The sequence below is a fragment of the Ruthenibacterium lactatiformans genome, from assembly GCF_000949455.1.
GTDB lineage: Bacteria > Bacillota > Clostridia > Oscillospirales > Ruminococcaceae > Ruthenibacterium > Ruthenibacterium lactatiformans.
Genome location: NZ_JXXK01000024.1, coordinates 1 through 19,703 on the forward strand (window position 1 = coordinate 1; position 19,703 = coordinate 19,703).

The 19,703-nt window shown below is 63.5% G+C and carries 20 protein-coding genes; 2 read left to right on the forward strand and 18 right to left on the reverse strand.

What is annotated here, in order from left to right; all coding sequences use genetic code 11:
• Window positions 1-30: 30 nt before the first annotated feature.
• Together trxB and trxA are read right to left on the reverse strand one after the other, a co-directional pair.
• Window positions 31-957 (reverse strand): thioredoxin-disulfide reductase, encoded by a 927-nt coding sequence (gene trxB, locus TQ39_RS14185; RefSeq protein WP_009322464.1) that lies wholly within the window; start codon window positions 955-957, stop codon window positions 31-33.
• A gap of 50 nt (window positions 958-1,007) precedes the next feature.
• The gene (gene trxA, locus TQ39_RS14190; protein WP_050006002.1) at window positions 1,008-1,334 is read right to left on the reverse strand and encodes a thioredoxin; all 327 of its coding nucleotides are present in this window, start codon (window positions 1,332-1,334) and stop codon (window positions 1,008-1,010) included.
• A gap of 353 nt (window positions 1,335-1,687) precedes the next feature.
• Between trxA and TQ39_RS14200 the strand changes: the two genes are divergently transcribed.
• Window positions 1,688-2,473 carry a DNA-3-methyladenine glycosylase family protein gene (locus tag TQ39_RS14200; protein ID WP_050006004.1) on the forward strand — a complete coding sequence of 262 codons (786 nt, stop codon included), beginning with the start codon at window positions 1,688-1,690 and terminating at the stop codon, window positions 2,471-2,473.
• Between the two features lie 85 nt (window positions 2,474-2,558).
• Here TQ39_RS14200 and TQ39_RS14205 read toward each other — a convergent pair whose 3' ends face one another.
• The 3 genes from TQ39_RS14205 to TQ39_RS14215 form a co-directional block, all read right to left on the reverse strand.
• Window positions 2,559-4,274 (reverse strand): serine/threonine-protein kinase, encoded by a 1,716-nt coding sequence (locus TQ39_RS14205; RefSeq protein ID WP_050006005.1) that lies wholly within the window; start codon window positions 4,272-4,274, stop codon window positions 2,559-2,561.
• A 41-nt stretch (window positions 4,275-4,315) separates the two neighbouring features.
• Complete coding sequence (locus TQ39_RS14210) at window positions 4,316-5,053, reverse strand: YebC/PmpR family DNA-binding transcriptional regulator (protein WP_009322460.1); 738 nt, start codon at window positions 5,051-5,053, stop codon at window positions 4,316-4,318.
• A gap of 161 nt (window positions 5,054-5,214) precedes the next feature.
• A complete protein-coding gene (locus tag TQ39_RS14215) occupies window positions 5,215-6,654 on the reverse strand; it encodes an RsmB/NOP family class I SAM-dependent RNA methyltransferase (RefSeq protein ID WP_050006031.1) in 1,440 nt (479 codons plus the stop codon).
• A 104-nt stretch (window positions 6,655-6,758) separates the two neighbouring features.
• Between TQ39_RS14215 and TQ39_RS14220 the strand changes: the two genes are divergently transcribed.
• On the forward strand, window positions 6,759-6,968 hold the full coding sequence (locus tag TQ39_RS14220) for a hypothetical protein (protein ID WP_009322457.1): 210 nt from the start codon (window positions 6,759-6,761) through the stop codon (window positions 6,966-6,968).
• A gap of 86 nt (window positions 6,969-7,054) precedes the next feature.
• Here TQ39_RS14220 and TQ39_RS14225 read toward each other — a convergent pair whose 3' ends face one another.
• The 13 genes from TQ39_RS14225 to TQ39_RS14285 all read right to left on the reverse strand — a co-directional run bounded on the left by TQ39_RS14225 (window position 7,055) and on the right by TQ39_RS14285 (window position 19,522).
• Window positions 7,055-7,477 carry a Mini-ribonuclease 3 gene (locus TQ39_RS14225; protein WP_009322456.1) on the reverse strand — a complete coding sequence of 141 codons (423 nt, stop codon included), beginning with the start codon at window positions 7,475-7,477 and terminating at the stop codon, window positions 7,055-7,057.
• Between the two features lie 79 nt (window positions 7,478-7,556).
• The gene (gene obgE / locus TQ39_RS14230; protein ID WP_009322455.1) at window positions 7,557-8,828 is read right to left on the reverse strand and encodes a GTPase ObgE; all 1,272 of its coding nucleotides are present in this window, start codon (window positions 8,826-8,828) and stop codon (window positions 7,557-7,559) included.
• Between the two features lie 147 nt (window positions 8,829-8,975).
• Window positions 8,976-9,227 (reverse strand): 50S ribosomal protein L27, encoded by a 252-nt coding sequence (rpmA, locus tag TQ39_RS14235; protein ID WP_009322454.1) that lies wholly within the window; start codon window positions 9,225-9,227, stop codon window positions 8,976-8,978.
• 18 nt (window positions 9,228-9,245) lie between these two features.
• Window positions 9,246-9,557 (reverse strand): 50S ribosomal protein L21, encoded by a 312-nt coding sequence (gene rplU / locus TQ39_RS14240; protein WP_009322453.1) that lies wholly within the window; start codon window positions 9,555-9,557, stop codon window positions 9,246-9,248.
• A 165-nt stretch (window positions 9,558-9,722) separates the two neighbouring features.
• Entirely contained in the window at window positions 9,723-10,574 is an 852-nt protein-coding gene (locus TQ39_RS14245; RefSeq protein ID WP_050006007.1) for a bifunctional 5,10-methylenetetrahydrofolate dehydrogenase/5,10-methenyltetrahydrofolate cyclohydrolase, read from the reverse strand.
• A 44-nt stretch (window positions 10,575-10,618) separates the two neighbouring features.
• On the reverse strand, window positions 10,619-11,794 hold the full coding sequence (gene lgt / locus TQ39_RS14250) for a prolipoprotein diacylglyceryl transferase (RefSeq protein ID WP_050006008.1): 1,176 nt from the start codon (window positions 11,792-11,794) through the stop codon (window positions 10,619-10,621).
• Window positions 11,795-11,857: 63 nt separating this feature from the next.
• Window positions 11,858-13,126 (reverse strand): EF-P 5-aminopentanol modification-associated protein YfmH, encoded by a 1,269-nt coding sequence (yfmH, locus tag TQ39_RS14255; RefSeq protein WP_050006009.1) that lies wholly within the window; start codon window positions 13,124-13,126, stop codon window positions 11,858-11,860.
• Entirely contained in the window at window positions 13,119-14,387 is a 1,269-nt protein-coding gene (locus TQ39_RS14260; protein ID WP_050006010.1) for a M16 family metallopeptidase, read from the reverse strand. The genes yfmH and TQ39_RS14260 overlap by 8 nt, the downstream gene beginning before the upstream one ends.
• Before the next feature lie 79 nt (window positions 14,388-14,466).
• Window positions 14,467-15,363, reverse strand: a complete 897-nt coding sequence (locus TQ39_RS14265) for a M15 family metallopeptidase (protein ID WP_050006011.1) — start codon at window positions 15,361-15,363, stop codon at window positions 14,467-14,469.
• A gap of 225 nt (window positions 15,364-15,588) precedes the next feature.
• Complete coding sequence (locus TQ39_RS14270) at window positions 15,589-16,794, reverse strand: aspartate kinase (RefSeq protein ID WP_009322447.1); 1,206 nt, start codon at window positions 16,792-16,794, stop codon at window positions 15,589-15,591.
• A gap of 82 nt (window positions 16,795-16,876) precedes the next feature.
• The gene (thrB, locus tag TQ39_RS14275; RefSeq protein ID WP_050006012.1) at window positions 16,877-17,770 is read right to left on the reverse strand and encodes a homoserine kinase; all 894 of its coding nucleotides are present in this window, start codon (window positions 17,768-17,770) and stop codon (window positions 16,877-16,879) included.
• A gap of 10 nt (window positions 17,771-17,780) precedes the next feature.
• The gene (locus TQ39_RS14280; protein WP_009322445.1) at window positions 17,781-19,013 is read right to left on the reverse strand and encodes a homoserine dehydrogenase; all 1,233 of its coding nucleotides are present in this window, start codon (window positions 19,011-19,013) and stop codon (window positions 17,781-17,783) included.
• Window positions 19,014-19,087: 74 nt separating this feature from the next.
• A complete protein-coding gene (locus tag TQ39_RS14285) occupies window positions 19,088-19,522 on the reverse strand; it encodes an ACT domain-containing protein (protein WP_117461533.1) in 435 nt (144 codons plus the stop codon).
• Between the last annotated feature and the right edge of the window lie 181 nt (window positions 19,523-19,703).

Below are 19,703 nucleotides of genomic sequence, written 5' to 3' on the forward strand. Positions count from 1 at the left end.
TTTTTGTGGCCGCGCCTGTTTTGGTTTTCTTCAGTCCTCCTGTTCGGCCAGATAGGCTTCTGCATATTTGGAGGCCACAGCGCCGTCCGCCGCCGCTGTGATGATCTGGCGCAGGGGCTTCGTGCGCACGTCGCCCACCGCGAACACGCCCGGCAGCGCCGTGCGCGTGGTCTCGTCCGCGATAAGATATCCCGCCGCGTCCATCTCCAGCACGCCGTGAAACAGCCCGGTGTTTGGAATGCGTCCCACCGCGATGAACACGCCGTCACAGGCCAGTTCCGAACGGTTGCCGCTCTCCACACCTTCCAGCACAACGCCCGTCACCACGGAGCCGTACAGCAGCTCCACCACACGGGAGTTCCAGATGAATTCCACGTTTTCAGCCTTTTGCAGCGCCGTCCAATAGCTTTTGGAGGCGGTGAGCACGGCGCCCCGGTGCACCAGATACACCTTTTTGCACACGCGGGACAGGAACAGTGCATCCTCCGCCGCCGAGTTGCCTCCGCCCACCACAACAACCGTCTTGCCGCGGTACAGCATACCGTCGCAGGTGGCGCAGTACGCCACGCCGCGCCCGCGCAGCTCATCCTCATGGGGCACGCCCAGAGGACGCGGGTCTGCTCCGGTCGCCAGAATGACGGTGCGCGCCCGGCGCTCGCCGGAGGAGGTGGTGATGGTTTTCACGCCGCCTTCCAGCGCCACAGCCGTTGCGTCCGCAAACAGCGTTTCCACGCCGAACCGCTCCGCGCCGTCTTTCATCTGCATGGCCAGATCGAAGCCGTCCACGCCCTCGGCAAAGCCGGGATAGTTTTCCACGTTGCTGGTGGTCGCCATCTGGCCGCCGGGCGAAAGCTTTTCCAGCACCACGGTTGAAAGCCCCGCCCGCGCGCAATACAGCGCCGCCGTATAGCCGCCGGGGCCGCCGCCCAACACCGCCACGTCGTAGATCTGTTCCATTTTATCGTCCCTCCGTTTTCCCGCGCTGCTCCCGCGCGCCTTTTCTCCCGTTACAGCGCGCCCTGCGCCCGCATGAATTCCTCGATCTGCGCCTTGGAGCCCGGCGCGATGATGGCTTCGCCATGCTCGCCGTTTTGGAACACGAACAGCGAGGGGATAGTCATCACCTTGAACTGCTCGGCCAGCTCGGGCTGTTCGTCCACGTTCACCTTGCCCACGGCAACCTTACCCGCGTACTCTGCGGCCAAAGCGTCCACCGCCGGGCCAATGCGGCGGCAGTAGCCGCACCACGGCGCCCAAAAGTCCACCAGAACGGGCGTTTTTGCCTCCAATACTTCGGTTTTGAAATTTTCTTTCGTCACATTGAATGCAGACATGTGCAATTGCCTCCTTTGTTGATCGGGCACGGCGCTGCTTTGCGCCGTGCTTTGTAAATAGTATATGCGCCCCCGGCAGCGATACCCCGCCCTTTTGCAAAAGGACGGCCTCTGCCGCGCGTCCCGGAACTGAACTTTTTTGTATTACAGTTTCTATCTGTAATCATACACATTACAGTTTGTGTTGTCAAGCTTTTTCCGGAATATATTTCCACTGCGGGAAAAATTTTTTCGGCCGCATTTCCAAAGGACTGGAAATGCCCCGGCTTCCCACGGGCGCAGGTGTATGATATACTGGTCACAGCGCCGTGCCGGTGTGTGCGGCCGTTTTCAAAAAAGCAAAGGAGCATCCCATGCAGCTTTCCATACCCGACCTCAACCTCCGCCACATCTACGAGTCCGGCCAGTGCTTCCGCTGGGAACCGCTGGGGCAGGATACATACCGCATCCCGGCTTTCGGGCGCACGCTCACTGTACGGCAGACAGACGGCGTTTTCGATTTTTCCTGCGGCGCCGGGGAATTCGACGCCCTGTGGCACAGCTATTTTGATCTGGACACCGATTACGCCGCCATAAAGGCACGCGTGGCGCCCCGGGACGCATATCTTCAGGCCGCCGTAGCCTATGGCTGGGGCATGCGCATCCTGCGGCAGGACTTGTGGGAGGTCATCGTCAGCTTCATCGTCAGCCAGAACAACAACATCCCGCGCATCCGCAAAAACCTAAGGGACCTGTGCGCCATGCAGGGCGGCGCCTTCCCCACGCCCGCTGCACTGGCGGCGGCGCAGTCGGAAACGCTGCGCGCCCTTGGCCTGGGCTACCGCGCGGAATACCTGTGTGCCGCAGGCGCGCACTTTACACAGGCGGGCGCGCTGGATGCACTGCGCGCCATGTCCTATCCGGAAGCGCACACGGCGCTGCGCGCCGTAAAGGGGGTTGGACCCAAGGTAGCGGACTGTATCTGCCTGTTCGGTCTGCATCATGTGGATGCATTTCCGGTCGACACCCATGTAAAACAGATCCTGTCCGCGCATTATCCCAAGGGCTTCCCCTTCCGCCGCTACGCGGGCTGTGCGGGCATTTTGCAGCAGTATATGTTTTATTACGACCTGCACGGCAGCGCGCAGGCCGCCCCGTAACACGCAGCAGCGCCCCGGAACCTCTGGTTCCGGGGCGCTGCTTGTATGAGCTGCATTTCGCATTTTATCTGAGCGTGGGGCGGCGTCAGCCTTCGGGCGTGCCCCCGCCGCCTGTTTCTCCGCCCGCGCCCGCGTCGCCGGACGGCGCCGTGGTGTCGGGCGATACCGGAGGCGGCGTGACCTCGCTGTCTCCGGCAGGGGGCGCCGTCTGGGAGGACGAGCTGCTGTCCGGCTGCTTGGGCGCTTCGCCCGCGATGTACAGCGTCACCGTTGTCTTTCCGATCTCCACTACGGTGCCCTTGTCCGTGTCGCTGCGCGCGACGGTCCCCGCGACATAGCTGCCGTCGTTCACCAGCGGATACAGCGCGTATTTGATCTTCAGCGCCTTCAGATCCGCCTCCACATCCGCCTGCGGACGGCCCAGCACCTCGGGCATCACGGCCGTTTCCGGGCCGTCGCTCACCGTCAGCGTGATCACGGTGCCCACCGCTACCTGCGTGCCCTGGGGATGGCTCTGGCGCATGACCTCGCCCGCTTTATAGTCGTTGCTGAACTCGTGCTCCGTAAGAAAACTGACGTATTTCGTATAGGCCTGGTTCGAAGCCAGGTCCGTATATTTTTTACCAACAAAGCTGGGGACCGTAAAGACCTCCACTTCAGAACTGCCGGAGCTCACGGAGGTGCTGGAGGACGAGGAGGCCGACGACGATGAAGATGCTTCTCCACCACCGGAGGCGGACACGATGGCCCAGATGGACACAGCCGCCACCAGCACAAGCCCCGCCGCGCCCAGCGCGAGAAATTTGATTTGACGCTGCGTCAGCCTGAAGCCGCCCTCGTCCTTTTCCGGCGCAGTGATCGCCGCAAGAAGGTCGGACGCAGACTGCATGCGCTCGCCGGGAGCAAGGCGCATGGCCCGCGCGATGGCCGCCGAGACAAAGCCCGGGATCTCCTTATCCACCGTATGGGCGGGCGGCAGGGTATCGTTCATCCGGCGCAGGTTGGCCGGCACGGGCGTCTTGCCCGTGAGCACGCGGTAAAACAGCGCGCCCAAGCCATAGATATCGGTGTATTTTCCGTCAAATTCCGCCACGGCGTACTGCTCCGGCGCAGCATAACCGTCGAACATCTGGCTCTTCAGCTCACTGTCCGCGGTGCGCAGGCCCAGCGTGGCATAGCCCGAAAGCTTGGCCGAGCCCGTTTTGGTGATGAACACCGTCTCGGGGCTGATGCCCCGGTGCAGCAGGCCCATGCGGTGCATGGCCTCCACGCCATAGACCACCGGGCGCAGCAACAGAAGCGCCTCGCTCTGCGTCAGCGGCTGGGCCCGCTGCTCCAGATAAGTGAGCAGCGGCGTGCCCTCGTCCGGCTCGCGCACAGCGTAAGCGGTATTGTTTTCCTCAATCAGGTCCAGCACCTGCACCAGGCCGTCGTTGCGCCCCAGCGCGACAAGGCTGCGGTACAGGTCCACAAAATCCATGCGCGTCGTCTTGAACAGCACCTCGCGGCCCTGGCGCGGTATGACGCTGCCGTCGCGGGAACGCGCGGCGCAGATGGTGACGGGCACATATTCCTTGATAACCACGCGGCGCGTGGCGCTGTTGTCTATGGCAGCGTACAAAACGCCCTCGCCGTCCAGCGCCAGCACACGGCCGATGGTATAGCGCCCGGCCAGCAGCGTGTTGACGGGCAGCGTGCCGGCGGGATTGGTATTCTCAAAGCTCTGCCCGCAGTACGGGCACGCGGGCAGGCCCGAATCCGCGTTGGACAGGCAGTTGCTGCAAACGATCTGTTCGCCCACGGCTTATATCCCCTTTCTGTTCCGGCTCATGTTGCGCGCCATCAGCGGTCAAGGTCCTCTTCGTTTTCGAGGTTATGCCACACGTTCTGCACGTCGTCGTCATCCTCAAGATGGTCCAGAAGGATGCCCATTTTTTTCAGGTCATCCGGGTCGGACAGGGCGGTGTAGGTGGAGGGCACCATGGCCACGTCCGCCGAAATGAATTCATAGCCCTTGTCCTCCAGCGCGGCGCGCACGTCGCTGAACGCGGCCGGGGTAGTGGTCACCTCCGCCACGCCGTCGCCCATGTCGAAGTCCTCGGCGCCCGCGTCGAACACATCCTCCATCACGGTCTCCTCGTCCTTGCCCTCCACGTCCAGAACGATAACGCCCTGCTGGCTGAACAAAAAGCCCACGCAGCCCGTGTTGCCCAGGTTGCCGCCGAATTTGTCGAAATAGTGGCGCAGATTGGCCGCCGTGCGGTTGCGGTTGTCGGTGAGCGTCTCCACCATCATGGCCACGCCGGAGGGACCGTAGCCCTCGTAGGTGATGCTCTCGTAATCGTCCTTTTCGCCGCCCTCGGCCTTTTTGATGATGCGCTGGATGTTGTCGTTGGGGACGTTCATGCTCTTGGCCTTGGCAATGAGGTCCCGCAGCTTGGTATTGACGTTGGGGTCGCCGCCGCCCGCCTTTACGCACACGGACATCTCACGGCCGATCTTTGTGAAGATCTTGGCGCGCTGGCCGTCCGTCTTTTCCTTTTTCCGCTTGATATTATTCCATTTGCTGTGCCCTGACATAAAAGGAACCCCCTAAAAAATATGTTCAGTATTGAAGTTGCAGTCTAACTAATAGATTATAGCACACATCCCGCACCGGCGCAAGATTTTCGGCCTGGCGACGGGATTTTCCGGCATTTCACCCTTCTCCTGCAGCCGGGTGCGGGGAGCATGCAGCCGGTTTACTTCAGATTCCGCAGGCCCTTGGGGTAGTGGTTTTTCACCACGCCCCCGCTCTGCTTGCCGAATCCCAGCGGGAAGCCGTCCGCCAGCACCGCCGCCCAGCCGGGCGCGGCGGTTTCCGCCGGGATCGCCTCGCCGCGAAGCCACGCGGCCGTGCGCGGGTCCGCCAGCGTCAGGCGTTCGGCATTGGCGCATTGCGCGCCGTATGCCATAAACAGGTGATGCGCCGGCACAAAACGTCCCCGTGCCGCGCTGCCCGCGCATACGCCCGCCTGCACCACGCGCAGGCCTTCCGCCGGGCCGCATCCTTCCCGGGGGAGCACGAACAGCTCGGTTCCGCGGCACTCCAGCGGAAGCTGTGCGGCGCCGGGGAAATACTCGCGCAGAAAAGCCTCTCCCTCGGCTCTTGCCTCCGCCCGGGAAACGCCGTTTCCGCCCTGCGCCGGGCGGCAGGCGCGCATGTCTCGGCCGCGCTTTGCGCCGCGCTGGCCGCGGGCCGCGCGCGGCCGGGCCTGCTCCGCCTCCGGCGGCGCGCCGTCCCCGCGCTTTTGCAGCAGCGCCATGAAATGGCCCTCACCGCCGTGGCAGGGGTAAATGCGCCGGGTATGCTCTGCCGCGAAGGGGTGCGCGCCGCATCGGGCCGCCTCCCCGGGCGCGCCCGCGTTCGTCGGCGCGGGCAGCACCGTGAACTCCGGATGCCGCGCCAGAAAAGCGCCCACCTGGGCCTCGTCTTCCTCGGGCGCGAAGGTACAGGTGGAATAACACAGCAGGCCGCCGGGCCGCAGCGCTGCGGCCGCGTCGTCCAGAATGGACGCGCCCAGCGCCGCGCATTGGGCCACCAGCGCCGCCGAATGCTGGCGCAGAGCCTCCGGCTCCTTGCGGAACATCCCCTCGCCGGAACAGGGCGCGTCCACCAGAACCTTATCAAAAAATGCCGGAAATGCCGCCGCCACACGCGCGGTGCTCTCATTCAGCACAAGGGCGTTTGTTACACCCATACGCTCCAGATTGCTTTTCAGCACGCCGGCCCGCGCCGCCACATATTCATTGGCCACCAGCAGTCCCTCCCCGCGCAGAGCGGCGGCCAGCTGGCTTGTTTTGCCGCCGGGCGCCGCGCACAGGTCCAGCACACGTTCGCCCGGGCGCACGCCCAGCAAACCCGCCGGCACGCTGGCCGACGGCTCCTGCACATAGAACACGCCCGCGTGGTGGTACGCATGGCGGCCCGGGCGCAGCTGCGGGTCCGTCAGCAGAAATGCCGCGTCACAAAAAGGCGACGGCTCCAAACCGAAATCCACCGCCGCGGCGAACTCCTGCGGCGCACAGCGCAGGCCGTTTACTGTAACGCCGCGGCGCACGGCGCACGGCGCGGCGTACAGCACGTCGTACCGTGTGCCCAGCAGCGCGCGCTCCCGCGCTTCAAAATATTCTCCCGGCACAGGCATCCTCCCTCTCGCCGTAAATCAAAAAAAGACCGTATCGGTCCGCGAATATCATGGATGCTCCCTGTGAATAATAGTATCAGCAAGGGAGGTGAGACCAGATGGAAAACAAAACGCAGAACGCCCGCAACGCGAGCAACAAGTCTTCCAACAGCACAAACAAGGCCAGCAATGCTTCCAACAAGACCAGTTCTTCCCGGGACTGCAACGCCAAGAGCAGCAACGCCCAGGACCGCAGCTCTGACAAAACCAGCAACGCGAAGAACAGCTCGAACAGCACGAACCGCAAGGGCAACACCCAGTGTAAATAATCCCGGCGGCCCAATGCAAAGGCTGCGGCGCGTTTTCCAAACCCGTTTTATGCGTTTGGGAAATACGCCGCAGCCCCTTTTTGTTTTCATTCCGCCTGCAGCGCGAAACCGGGCGCCAGCGCATTCCAGATCACATCGAACAGTTCTTCGATGCGCGCGCCCCGGTTCTGCAGATACAGCCAGCCAAACAGGGATTCCAGCGCCGTGGACGCCCGGTACTCCTGCGGGGTGGCATGCTTCGCCACAGTGGCCTTTGTGGAATTTTTACCGCGGCGCACCACGGCCTGTTCGGCCTCGTCCAGCAGCGGCGCAATGACCTCCAGCGCCGCATACTGCCCTTTGGCGGACACAAATTTCACCGCCGCCGCATGCAGGCGGTTCGGCACAAGGCGCGTGCGTTCCACAAGGCGCGCGCGCACCAGCACCTCGAACACGCCGTCCCCCACGAACGCCAGCGCTATGGGCGACTGCTCATGGATGTCTATCTCCGGCTTTGCTTCAAATAACACTGCGGCCGTCTCCCCCTGCCTGTTTTCCATTCCGCCGCGGAGCGCCGCTCAGGCGGCCCGTTTTTCCGCTCGGCCACGGTCAAAATACATAATCGAACTCAAATTCCCCGATGCGGATGGTGTCGTTTTCCTGCACGCCCATCTCCACAAGCCTGTCGATGACACCGGAATCCATGAGCTGGCGCTGGAAATACTGCAGGCTCTCGTAGTCGGATACATCCGAGCCTTCCAGAATATTTTCCAGCCAGGGCGCGTCGATGTCCCACGCGCCGTCGTCGGCGCGGGCGATTTCGAACGCACGGGGGTCTTTCAATGCAGGGTCGGGCCGGACGTACTCCGGCTCGTACACGGTGACGGGCGGCAGCTGCTGCAGCCGCTCATATACAACGCCCGGCAGCTTGTCCAGCCCCTGCCGCGTGGCCGCGGAGACGGGCAGGAACACCAGCCCCTTTTCCTCGATGAACGCACGGAACTCCGCGATCTGCTCCGGCGACGCGATGTCGCATTTGTTGCCCAGCACGATTTGAGGCCGCGCGGACAGCTCCTGCGAAAAGTTGGCAAGCTCGGTATTGATCTTTTCAAAATCGTCCTTTGGGTCGCGCCCTTCGCTGCCGGAGACGTCCACCACATGCAAAAGCAGGCGGCAGCGGTCCACATGGCGCAGAAAGTCGTGCCCCAGGCCAACGCCGTCGGCCGCGCCTTCGATGAGGCCCGGGATGTCGGCAGCCACAAAGCTGGCTTCCGGCCCTACGCGCACCACACCCAGCACAGGCGAAAGAGTGGTGAAATGGTAGTTGGCGATTTTGGGCTTGGCCGCGCTGATGACAGAAATGATGGTGCTCTTGCCCACGTTCGGAAAGCCCACCAGGCCCACGTCCGCAATCAGCTTCAGCTCCAGACGCACCTCCAGCTCCTCGCCCTTTCCGCCGGGCTTCGCAAATTTCGGGATCTGGCGCGTGGGCGTGGCAAAATGCACGTTGCCCCAGCCGCCGCGCCCGCCGCGGGCCACCACCACGGGCTCGTCGCCTGAAATATCCGCGATGACAAGGCCGCTCTGCGCGTCGCGCACCAGCGTGCCGCGAGGCACGCGGATGATAAGGTCCGGCGCATTTTTGCCGCTGCACCGGGCGGCTCTTCCGTCCTCGCCGTTCTGGGCGGCATATTTGCGCTTGTAACGGAAATCCATCAGCGTAGACAGATTGGAATCGGCCACGAACACCACGTTGCCGCCGCGTCCGCCGTCGCCGCCGTCCGGCCCGCCCGCGGCCACATACTTTTCCCGGTGAAACGACACCGAGCCGTTGCCGCCGTTGCCCGCTTTGATGTTTATTTTTGCGGTATCAATGAACATAAAAAAACCTCCGGCATCTGATTGCCGCTGAGCGGGGCGGAAAAGCCAAAGCCCGCTCCCGGGCGTACCTTTAGCGTTTCACCATTCCCGTTGATTATCAAAAAAGGCCGGGCCAACACGGGCCCGGCCGACTGCCTTCTGCAAGGCTTATTGCTTGATGCTGACCTTCTTGCGGTCGCGGCCGACGCGCTCGAAGCAGACCTTACCGTCGGCAAGGGCGAACAGCGTGTCGTCGCTGCCGCGGCCCACGTTCTCGCCCGGATGGATGTGGGTGCCGCGCTGACGCACCAGAATGTTGCCGGCCAACACGAACTGGCCGTCGGCGCGCTTTACGCCGAGGCGCTTGGACTCGGAATCGCGGCCGTTTTTGGTAGAACCTACGCCTTTTTTATGTGCCATTTCAAATGCCCTCCCCTGTTAACCGACGATCTCGGTGATTTCGATTTTTGTATACGGCTGACGGTGGCCCATCTTGCGCATGCTGCCCTTCTTGGGGCGGTATGTCAGGATGTTCAGCTTCTTGCCCTTGCCGTTTTTTACGACCTTGCCTGTGACCTTGGCGCCCGCAACCGTGGGGTTGCCAAACTTCACATTGCCCTCTTCGCCCACCGCAAGCACGGTGTCAAAAGAGAATTCGCTCTCGGCTTCGGCATTCAGCTTTTCCACAAAAATGACGTCGCCCTTTTCCACGCGGTACTGTTTCCCGCCGGTCACGATCACTGCGTACATAATTTACCCTCATTTGTATAAGTCTCGCTGGACTAGTAGGCGGGCGCAGACGCGCCGCTTCAAATGCCCAAACCATGCGGCTTTAATACTATACCACAAATATTTGCCCCATGCAAGTGTTTTTTTCGCGGTGCGGCGCGGTTTTCCGCCCCATGTGCCGCGCGCTCACAGCCCGCTTTGCAGGCGGGCCGCCTTGACGGTGTTTTTCATCAGCATGGCCCGCGTCATCAGGCCCACGCCGCCGGGCACCGGAGTGATGTAAGCGGCTTTTTCCGCCACGGGCGCAAAGTCCACATCGCCGCACAGCTTGCCCTCAGCGTTCCGGTTGATGCCGACGTCGATCACAACGGCGCCCTCCTTCACCATATCGGCGGTGACGAAGCCCGCCTTGCCGATGGCCGCCACGATGATATCCGCCGCGGCGCATTTGGCCTTCAGATCCCTGGTTTTGGAATGGCACAGCGTGACGGTGGCGTTGTTGGCCGTGAGCAGCAGCGCCGCGGGTTTGCCCACGATGTTGCTGCGGCCGATGACCACAGCGTCCTTGCCTGCGATGGGAACGCCGGTGCTTTTCAGCATTTCAATGCAGCCGGCGGGCGTGCAGGGCAGAAAGCACTCCTCACCAATGACCATGCGGCCCACGTTCACTGGGGTGAAGCCGTCCACGTCCTTGTCCGGCGAGATGGCGTCGATGACGCGCTTTTCGCGGATATGCCCGGGCAGCGGCAGCTGCACCAGCACGCCGTGGACCGTCTTGTCCGCGTTCAGCGCCGCGATTTTTTCCAGAAGCGCGGCCTCGGTGGTTTCTTCCGGCAGCGCGATGACGTCGGACAGCAGGCCGCATTCGGCGCAGTCCTTCGCCTTGCCCGCCACATATGTCCTGCTGGCCGGGTTCTCCCCCACGATAACGACGGCCAGGCGGGCGTGAACGCCCTTTTCCCGCAGCTCCGCCGCCTCTGCCGCGGCCTCCGCCTTGAGTTTTGCCGCCAGTGTTTTTCCGCTGATCAGTTCCGCCATTTTTATCCTCCTGTTCCCCTCATACCGTTTCCGTTTTACCGCTGTTATTCCTTCGGCTCCGCATCGGAGCCGTCTTTTTCCGCTGCATCCGCGGCGGCCTCCTGCGCAGGCGCCGCCTGCTCTTCTTCGGGCGCGGCCTGGGTGTCCGCCTCCGCTTCCCGCTGCTCCCGGACGCCGGACGCCTCGCCGCTTTCTTCTGTTTCAGGCGCTTTTTCTTCCGCCTGCGCGGTTTCCTCCGCCGCGCGGGCTGCGCGGCGGCGCTCGATCTCGGCTTTCATCTCCGCGTCCGTGGGAGGCGTCTCGCCGGACAGCCAGGAGAACTCATAGGGGACCTGCCTGCCGTCTTCCTTTACAAGCGCCGTATAAGTGACGGTGAGCGGTTTGTCTTTGTACTTTTTGCGCAGCGCCAGCCAAATGCACAGGGCCGCGATGACGGACACCGCCGCAATGACCTGGCTGATGCGGAAGCTGCCGACCATCAGGCTGTCGGTGCGCAGGCCCTCCACAAAGAAGCGCTCCGCGCCGTACCACATCACATACATCAAGATCAGCTCGCCGTGGAATTTGCGGCGCTTCATATATGCCCACAGCAGGAAAAAGCCCAGCAGGCACCAGATGGATTCATACAAAAACGTAGGGTGCACCGGCAGGGACGGGTCCACCGCAACGCCCTGCGCGGCCAGCGTTTCCTGCACGCTTGAGAGGTAATTGCAGGTGCCTTCGCTGTACATGCCCCAGGGCAGCGTGGTGTTGGTGCCGAACGCCTCCTGGTTGACAAAGTTTCCCCAGCGGCCGATGCCCTGCCCCAGCAGAAAACCCATGCCCGCCAGATCGAACATCGGCAGAATGGGAACCTTGCGCCACCTGCAGGCAAAATAACCGCTGAGGAACGCCGCGATGACCGCACCGTAAATGGCGACGCCGCCCAGGCGGATGTCCAGCATCTCGGCAAAGCTGGCGTATTCAAACGGGGCAGTGGCCACATAAAACGCGCGTCCGCCGATGACGGCGCACACGGTGCCGATGAGGATCACATCCACCATGCGGTCGGAATCAATGCCGAAACGTCGCGCATGGCTGAATGCGAACACGATGGCCAGCGCCAGGCCCGTGGCGATGAGGATGCCGTACCAGTAGATCGGCATGCCGAACACGGTGAACGCCACGCGGTCCAGCGTAAATTCCAGCCCCAGGCCGGGGAACTGCACATGATAAGTCATAAAAAGGGTCGCTCCTTCCTGATATGCGGGGCGGCCTGTGCCGCGCCCGCAGCCCGCGCCGTATTACTGCGCCGGGCGGATGATGACGGTAGCGCTGCGTTCTGTGCACAGCATGGCGCGCAGCGCGCCGTTCACGTCCGAAAGCGTAACGGAGGCCAGCGTCTCGATCTCGTCGGCGGGCGTTCGGCCCCGGAAAAACGACGATGCCAGCGCGCCGGCCACGTCCTCAATGTTCTCCAGGTCCTGCACCAGCTCGCCATAAAGCTGGTTTTTGCACAGCGTGAACAGTTCCTCGTCCACGCCCTCGCGCTTCAAACGGGCGATCTCGTCCAGCAGCAGGCCGCGCACCGTCTCCGGCTCCGGCGTCTCGCCGCCGAACAGGAACGAAAGCGCCCCCGGCAGGCTGAGTATCTCGCCCGAGAAGCCCGGGCTCACCAGCCCCTCGTCGTAAAGCCTGCGGTACAGCGGCGTCATGCTGCCGCAGATAAGCTCCGTGAGCATGTCGCAGATGATCTCCGTCTTGAGCGCGTCGCCCGCGGGCGGCGTTTCTTTAAAGCCAACGCCCAGCAGGGGCTTTGCCACGGCCATGGAAAACTCGCGGTACGGCTCGGCCACGTCCGGCCCCTCGGCGGAGGCGAGGCGCTCCACCGTGCCCGTCTTTACGGGGATGTCCGCGCGGGCGCAGGCCGCCAGCACCTCGTCCATCGTCACATTGCCCGCCACGGCCAGCACCATGTTCTGCGGGCGGTAAAAGGCGTCCGTGCAGGCATACAAAATTTCAGGCGTGATCTGCGCGATGCTCTCCACACTGCCCGCGATGTCGTCCCGCACCGGGTGCGCGGTGTACAGGCACTCGTACATGGCGAACATCAGCCGCCAGTCCGGCGCGTCGTCATACTGCTTGATCTCCTGCCCGATGATGCCCTGTTCCTTTTCCACGGTTGCCGCCGTAAAATACGGCCGGGAGACAAAGCCCAGCAGAATATCCAAATTTTCGGCCACGTTGCCGGAAGCCGTAAAAATGTAGCAGGTCTTGTCGAAACTGGTGTAGGCGTTGGCGCTGGCGCCCGTGCGGGCATACAGTGTGAACGCGTCGCCCTCCTCGTTCTCAAACATTTTGTGCTCCAGAAAATGGGCGATGCCCGCGGGCAGGTCCACCCGTTTGCCGTCCAGGGCAAAAGCACGGTCGATGCTGCCGAACTTCGTGCCGTATACCGCGTGTACGCCCGTAAAGCCCGGCATCGTATGCACGCGCACCGTCAGGCCGTTTTCCAGCACCGTGCTTTCAAACGCCGCGGCTCTGCGCACCGCCTGCAAAGAGGGATCATGCATCTGCGCCCGCCTCCTTCGTCAAAGTGTAGCATACCGAAAGCCTGAAGCGCGACAGCACGCGGCGCACGTCGTCCGCCGTCACGGCGTCCACCTCGGCGGCCACCTGCTCCGGCGCCTTGTCCGCGCCGCGCATGCGCTCGGCAAAATACCAGCCCTCCAGGCCCTGGAGCGTATCGCCCACGGCGGCGAGCTGGTTTTTCAGCGCGCGCTTCGTGTCGGCCAGCTCCCCGTCCTCCACCGGCCCGGCGCACAGCGCGGCCAGCTCTTTCAGGATGGACTCCCGGGCCGCCGCGGCGTTGGCGTGCTCCACGCCGCTGTCCACACACAGCGCGCCGGTGAGCGAAGTGTAGGACGCCGCGCAGTAATAGCACAGGCTCTGCTTTTCGCGCACGTTCTGGAACAGGCGCGAGGTGGGCGTACCGCCCAGCAGCGCCACGGCCACCCGCAGCGCGGAAAGGTCCTGCGGCGCAAAGGGCTCGCCCGGTGTGAACAGCATGCACAGCTTGCCCTGCACGGTGGGCAGCGGTTCTTCAAAGCTGCGCGGCTCTTCGGCGGGCATGGCGATGGGCGCGGGCAGCTCCTCCGGGGCGCGGCGCAGGCCCGACAGCGCCGTGCGCAGGCGCTGCGCCACCGCGTCCACGTCCGCTCCCAGCACAAACACCTCGATCTGCGCCTGCTCCACCATGCGCGCGTAAGCCCTTGTCACCGCGTCGGCCGTCAGGCCGTCCACCTCGTCCAGATAACCGTTGCGCTCAATGCCGGCGGGGGAATCGCCGTAAAACCTGCGCCGCGCCTGCCGGATGCAATAGCTGCGCTTTTCGTTGATCTCGCCCTCCAGCAGCTCGCGGAGCTGCTCCTTTTCAATGGCGACGGCCTCGGCGTCCAGCACGCCGTCCACGCGGTACGGCTCGAACGCCGTGCCGAAGGCGATGTCCGCGTATTCGCGGCTGAGCGGCTCGCCCGCCAGCGCAAACGCGTCCCGGATGCCCGAGAGCGACACCGTCAGCACGCGGCTCTGGCCGCTCATGGTGCCGTCCACGGAAAGGGCCGCTCCGTACAGGCGGGCCAGCTTTTTGGAAAGCTCCGTCATATCCGGGCAGCCCTGATAGCCCCGCTCCAGCACCAGCGGCAGCAGGGCCTCGGCCGTGGCCCACTCCCGGGCGGCGGGCCAGATGAAGTTGATGGAAATGCGGCAGCGGTTGAATTTTTCCGCCGGAAGCACGTTGATGTGCGCGCCCGGCGCAAGGGTAATGCGTTCCATTTGATACGTCCTTTTTGTTCAAATATCCGCCGTTCCGGCGGTGGGGTGTTCCGCGCGGGCCCGCCCGCGCCTGTCTGTGTCATTCCGTCCGGCCCAGATACTCCTCCAGGCACACGCCCTGGGCCGTGATCTTCTGCGCGTCCTCCACGCCCACATAGCGGTAGTGCCACGGCTCGAAGGAGGTTCCCGTGATATCGGTTTTGTCTTTCATATAGCGGAGGATGAAGCCGTATTCCGGGGCGTGCTCCCTGAGCCACACGGCCCAGTCGCGCTCCTCCAGGCTCTCCACCAGGGCGGCGTTGATGTCCGCCGCGCCCACGATGTCCACGGCCAGGCCCGTCTCATGCTCCGAGGTGCCCGGCTCGTTGCGCCACTGCTTGGTGGCCGCAAAGGCCTCTTCCTCGGACATGCCCTGATTGATATAATCCTGTTTCATGCTGTTGAACAGCGTGGTCTGCTCCTGTGTGGAACGATAGGCCGAACGCGCCACCAGCTCGATGCCGTCTGCCTTTGCGGCCGCGAACATCTGCTCCAGCGGCTCCTTCACGCGGGCGTCCATAAACTGCTCGCCGTTGCGGCTGTTGCTGCCCACGCTGGCAAGCTCCGGTGCGTAGCCCTCGGGCAGCGGGTTCGTGGTGTTCGTCAGGATCAGGCTCCACAGCGCGGGGTCTGCGGGGGCGTTGGGGTCCGCCGCCGGCTCACCGGAGGATGCGGGCGGCGCGGAGGCCGAAACGCTCTGCGCCGCGCTGACGGACGAAGCCTGCCCGCCCCGCGCCCAGCCCGCCGCGGCTTTTATCAGGAAGAACAGCCCCACCAGGGCTGCCAGCGCCAACGCACCCAGCAGCGCCAGAAAGGCGTAATACCGGCGCATGGCACGCCTGCGCAGGATCTCTTTCTGCCGGCGCCGCTCCGCGGCCATGGCGCGCTCCTCAGGCGTCATGGGCCGGCGCCGGCGCGGCGGCTGTTGGTTCTGCATATTTTTTCTCCTTTTTCCGGTCACACTGATAAAACGAGTATCGGCGCAGAATATCTACGCCAGGCGGGCCGCGCGCATTTTATGCAGCATTCCCCGGCCGCGCCGAAAACAAAAGACAGGCCTTTCCCGGCCTGCGCCGCAAAAATGCCTGTCTTTCATTATACCCATTCCGCTGCCCGATGTCTACGGCAGCGGAGTGTTTTTCACGCTTTCCGCACTCTTTTTTCAGTTCAGGAACGCGTCGTGGATGGCGTTCACCGCACGGTCCGCGTCCGCCTTGGCGATCAGCACCGAGATCTTGATCTCGCTGGTGGAGATCATGCGGATGTTGATGTTTGCCTCAAACAGCGCCTCGAACATGCGGGACGCCACGCCGGAATGGCTCTGCATGCCCGCGCCCACGATGCTCACCTTCGCCACGTCCTTGTCCACAACAATGTCCCTGCAGCCGAAGCGCTGGCGGTTTTCCTCCAGCAGCGCAAGCGCTGTTTCGGCGTCGCCCAGGGGCACGGTGAAAATAACGTCCTTGTGGCCCTCCTTGCCGGAGGACTGCAGAATAATATCCACGTTGATCTTCTTCTGCGCCATCAGGCTGAACACCTTGAACGAAGCGCCCGGAACGTCGGGCACCTCCAAAATCGAAATGACGGCGACGTCCTTGTCCTTTGCGACGCCCTTGATCAGCATACCTTCCACGTCTGTGACCTCCTTCACGATTGTACCGGGCAGATCGGTGAGCGACGAGCGCACCTCCAGATTGACCGAATATTTCTTTGCAAGCTCCACGCTGCGGTTGTTGAGCACCTGTGCGCCCAGGCTGGCAAGCTCCAGCATCTCGTCGAAGGTGATCTCATCCAGCTTGCGCGCGCGCGGCACCAGGCGCGGGTCCGCGGTGTAAACGCCGTCCACGTCCGTGTAGATCTGGCACAGGTCCGCGTGCAGCGCGGCCGCAATGGCCACGGCGCTGGTGTCGGAGCCGCCGCGTCCTAGGGTGGTGATGTCGTCGTAGCGGTTCAGGCCCTGGAAGCCCGCAACCACCACGACGCGGTTTTTGGAAAGCTCGCTCTCGATGCGCTCGGTGTCCAGGTTTTTGATGCGTGCGCGCGTGTAGGCGCGGTCCGTATGGAAGCCCGCCTGCCAGCCCGTCAGGCTGATGGCCGGGCAGCCTGTCTCGCCCAGCGCCATGGCCAGCAACGAAATGCTGATCTGCTCGCCCGTGGCCAGCAGCATATCCATCTCGCGCTGGGACGGGTCGTGGGTGATCTCGCCCGCTTTGGCGATGAGGTCGTCGGTGGTATCGCCCTGGGCGGATACCACCACCACCACGTCGTTGCCGGCGGCGTGCGTGTTCGCCACGATGCGCGCCACATTAAAAATGCGGTCGCGGTCCGCGACGGAGCTGCCGCCGAATTTTTGTACGATGAGTGCCATATCTGTTCTCCCCTATCCCTCTATCAAAAGCAGGGGCGCGGCATACGCGCTCCTGCTTTTTTCATTTTGCCGGCGCGGCCGTTCAGACGACCTTTGCCCCCACGTTGTCCGCCACGAAGCGGTGCAGTGTAAAATGCGCCAGCTCCTCGTCGCTCTCCAGCGCCGCCTGCGCGCGCTCAAAAAACACGTTCGCCTCGGCCGTGCGCACAACGGAAAGGATGGTCGGCCCCGCGCCGCTGATAAACGTGGCCAGCGCGCCCAGGCCGTCCGCCAGCGCGAACACAGCCTCGCCGCCCTCGATGAGCGGCAGGCGGTACTGCTGGTGCAGGCTGTCCTTGGCGGCCACGGGCAAAAAGTCGTACCGCTCCTCGCAGAAGGCCGTTGCCAGCAGCGCCGCGCGGGAAAGATTGTACACGGCGTCTGCGTGGGACACCATTTTGGGCAGCGCTGCCCGCGCCTTTTCCGTCAGCAGCTTGAAATCCGGGATAAACGCCGCGAAGGTGATCCCGGGCGCGATGGTCTTCTTCAGCGAGTAGACATGCCCCTCGTCATAGGCCGAAACCACGAAGCCGCCCAGCAGCGCCGGGGCCACATTGTCCGGGTGCCCCTCCAGCTTGGTGGCGAACGTCAGGATGTCCTTTTCCTCCAGCGGGCCGCCCAGCAGGGCGTTGGCGCCCAGAATGCCCGCTGCGATGCACGCGCTGCTGGAGCCCAGGCCCCGCGCCATGGGGATGGGGTTCGTCTGCACGATGCGCAGGCCGTGGAACGGCCTGCCGCACAGCGCGTATACCTCCTTGGCCGTGCGGTAGATCAGGTTGCCCGGCGTGCTGGGCACGAACGTGCCGTCGGACGACGTGATGTCCACGCCGTCAAATTCCTCAAACGCCGCCGTATTGTACAGCGAGAGGGCAAGCCCGCAGGAATCGAAGCCCGAGCCGATATTCGCGCTCGTGGCCGGAACGCTGACTTTTACCATACCGCGCCCCCTATTCCGCCATCCACTTGAGCGTGTTGCCCACGCGCACGCCGGCGGCCCGCGCCTTGGCGCACAGCTCCGCAAGACGCCCACTTGTCACGCCGCGCAGCGTAAACACGGCCTCGCCGTCCGAGGTATCCAGCATTTCGATCTGCTGGCCGAACAGGTCCTTTGCCACCGCCTCGGTCGCGTTTTCCAGCCGGACGTAATGGTCCGCCGGCGTGCTGTCGCCGTAAAGGCCCTCGATGGGCGCGGATTCCTGCCAGAACAGGCTGTCGTGTATCTTCACGCCGTTTTTCAGCGCGTCGATGACGTCCGCCACCACGGCGCTGGCCGTGGGCAGCTTACCCGCGCCCTTGCCGTAGAACACCACGTCGCCCAGCATGTCGCCCTTCACCAGCACGGCGTTGAACACGTCCTCCACGCCCGCAAGCTGGTTTTCCCGCGGGATGAGCATCGGCTCCACGGCCAGCGCCACGCTGCCGTCGTCCCCGCGCCGCGCCCATGCGATGAGCCGCACCGCCGCGCCCTGCCGCGCCGCCAGCGCGATGTCCTTCACAGACACGTCCCGGATGCCCCGGGTGGGCACGTTCTGCGGGAAAAAATGCCGCCCGAAGGCGAGGCTGGCCAGAATGGAGATCTTTCGCTGGGCGTCGATGCCGTCCACGTCCGCGGAAGGGTCGATGGTCTCGGCGTAGCCCAGGCTCTGGGCGAGCTTCAGCGCCGCGCCGAAATCCATATTTTCCCGCGCCATTTTCGTGAGCATGAAGTTCGTGGTGCCGTTGACGATGCCCGCGATCTCGCTGATGACGTTGGCCGCCATGCATTGGTGCATGGGCGTGATGATGGGCGTGCCGCCGCCCACGCTGGCCTCGAACAGAAAGCACACGCCCCTGCGGCGTGCAATGGCCAGCAGCTCTGCGCCGTGGGTGGCCACCAGCTCCTTGTTGGAGGTGACCACATGGCGGCCGCTCTCCAACGCGGATTTCACATAAAAGTACGCGGGCTTCAGGCCGCCGATGGTCTCCACCACGGCGGTGACCTCCGGGTCGCTGAGGATCACGTCGATGTTGTTGACGAACAGCGCCGCGTCCGGGTGGGACGAAAAGTCCCGGATGTCGCAGATGTATTTTACCGTGACGGGCTGGCCCGCGCGCCGCTCGATGCTGGCGGCGTTGCGCCGCAGCACCTCCAACACGCCGCTGCCCACCGTGCCGTAGCCCAGGATCGCTATGGTTGCCATTGTTCTCCCCCTGTACCGGGAGGGCGCGCGCCCTCCGCGTTTTGTTTCCGGGCTTTTCCGAAAGCCCTGCTTTTTTACACGCCCCGGCGGATGTCCACCACGGTGCGCTGTTTTTTCAGCTGCGCCAGCATATCCTCCAGCGTGCCCTGCATACCGCCCGTGCGGATGGACACGGCCACCTGTGCCGCGCCGTTTTCCGGCGTGGCCTGGTTGATGGTGACGATGGACGCGCCCGCCGCCGAAATGCCCGCCAGCAGGCTTTGCAGCGCCCCCGTCTCGTCCAGAAGCGTGGCGTTCACCGTCAGCACTTCCTTGCTGTTTTCCGCGTCAAAAATACAGTCCTTATACTTGTAAAAGGCACTGCGGGAAAGTCCGGCCATCTTAGTAGCGGCCGAAACATTCTTCGCGCTGCCCGCCGCCAGAAGCTCCTTGGCCTTTAACACCTTCAAAAACACCTCCGGCAGAACGCTCACATCCACCAGCAGAAAACGTCGCTCCAAATTCTTCACCTCTATCCCTTCTCCATGTACGCAACAGATGCACATATGTTTTTCGATAAAGACACTATAACATGTTTGCCCACCGGGCACAAGCACCGCCGCGGGCCGCGCGCATGTTTTTTCGGGTTTGCACAAAATCGCCTGGCTGCACCGGCGAAAAATCGGCATTTTTTCGCACGCCGGACACGCG

What these genes read in the sequence shown, in the direction of transcription:
- thrB (WP_050006012.1), bottom strand. Translation starts at nt 17,770, where the DNA reads ATGGTAAAAGTCAGCGTTCCGGCCACGAGCGCGAATATCGGCTCGGGC.
- yfmH (WP_050006009.1), bottom strand. Translation starts at nt 13,126, where the DNA reads ATGCATGATCCCTCTTTGCAGGCGGTGCGCAGAGCCGCGGCGTTTGAA.
- lgt (WP_050006008.1), bottom strand. Translation starts at nt 11,794, where the DNA reads ATGACTTATCATGTGCAGTTCCCCGGCCTGGGGCTGGAATTTACGCTG.
- TQ39_RS14200 (WP_050006004.1), top strand. Translation starts at nt 1,688, where the DNA reads ATGCAGCTTTCCATACCCGACCTCAACCTCCGCCACATCTACGAGTCC.
- obgE (WP_009322455.1), bottom strand. Translation starts at nt 8,828, where the DNA reads ATGTTCATTGATACCGCAAAAATAAACATCAAAGCGGGCAACGGCGGC.
- TQ39_RS14260 (WP_050006010.1), bottom strand. Translation starts at nt 14,387, where the DNA reads ATGGAACGCATTACCCTTGCGCCGGGCGCGCACATCAACGTGCTTCCG.
- TQ39_RS14245 (WP_050006007.1), bottom strand. Translation starts at nt 10,574, where the DNA reads ATGGCGGAACTGATCAGCGGAAAAACACTGGCGGCAAAACTCAAGGCG.
- trxA (WP_050006002.1), bottom strand. Translation starts at nt 1,334, where the DNA reads ATGTCTGCATTCAATGTGACGAAAGAAAATTTCAAAACCGAAGTATTG.
- TQ39_RS14280 (WP_009322445.1), bottom strand. Translation starts at nt 19,013, where the DNA reads ATGGCAACCATAGCGATCCTGGGCTACGGCACGGTGGGCAGCGGCGTG.
- trxB (WP_009322464.1), bottom strand. Translation starts at nt 957, where the DNA reads ATGGAACAGATCTACGACGTGGCGGTGTTGGGCGGCGGCCCCGGCGGC.
- TQ39_RS14270 (WP_009322447.1), bottom strand. Translation starts at nt 16,794, where the DNA reads ATGGCACTCATCGTACAAAAATTCGGCGGCAGCTCCGTCGCGGACCGC.
- TQ39_RS14220 (WP_009322457.1), top strand. Translation starts at nt 6,759, where the DNA reads ATGGAAAACAAAACGCAGAACGCCCGCAACGCGAGCAACAAGTCTTCC.
- TQ39_RS14210 (WP_009322460.1), bottom strand. Translation starts at nt 5,053, where the DNA reads ATGTCAGGGCACAGCAAATGGAATAATATCAAGCGGAAAAAGGAAAAG.
- rplU (WP_009322453.1), bottom strand. Translation starts at nt 9,557, where the DNA reads ATGTACGCAGTGATCGTGACCGGCGGGAAACAGTACCGCGTGGAAAAG.
- rpmA (WP_009322454.1), bottom strand. Translation starts at nt 9,227, where the DNA reads ATGGCACATAAAAAAGGCGTAGGTTCTACCAAAAACGGCCGCGATTCC.
- TQ39_RS14265 (WP_050006011.1), bottom strand. Translation starts at nt 15,363, where the DNA reads ATGCAGAACCAACAGCCGCCGCGCCGGCGCCGGCCCATGACGCCTGAG.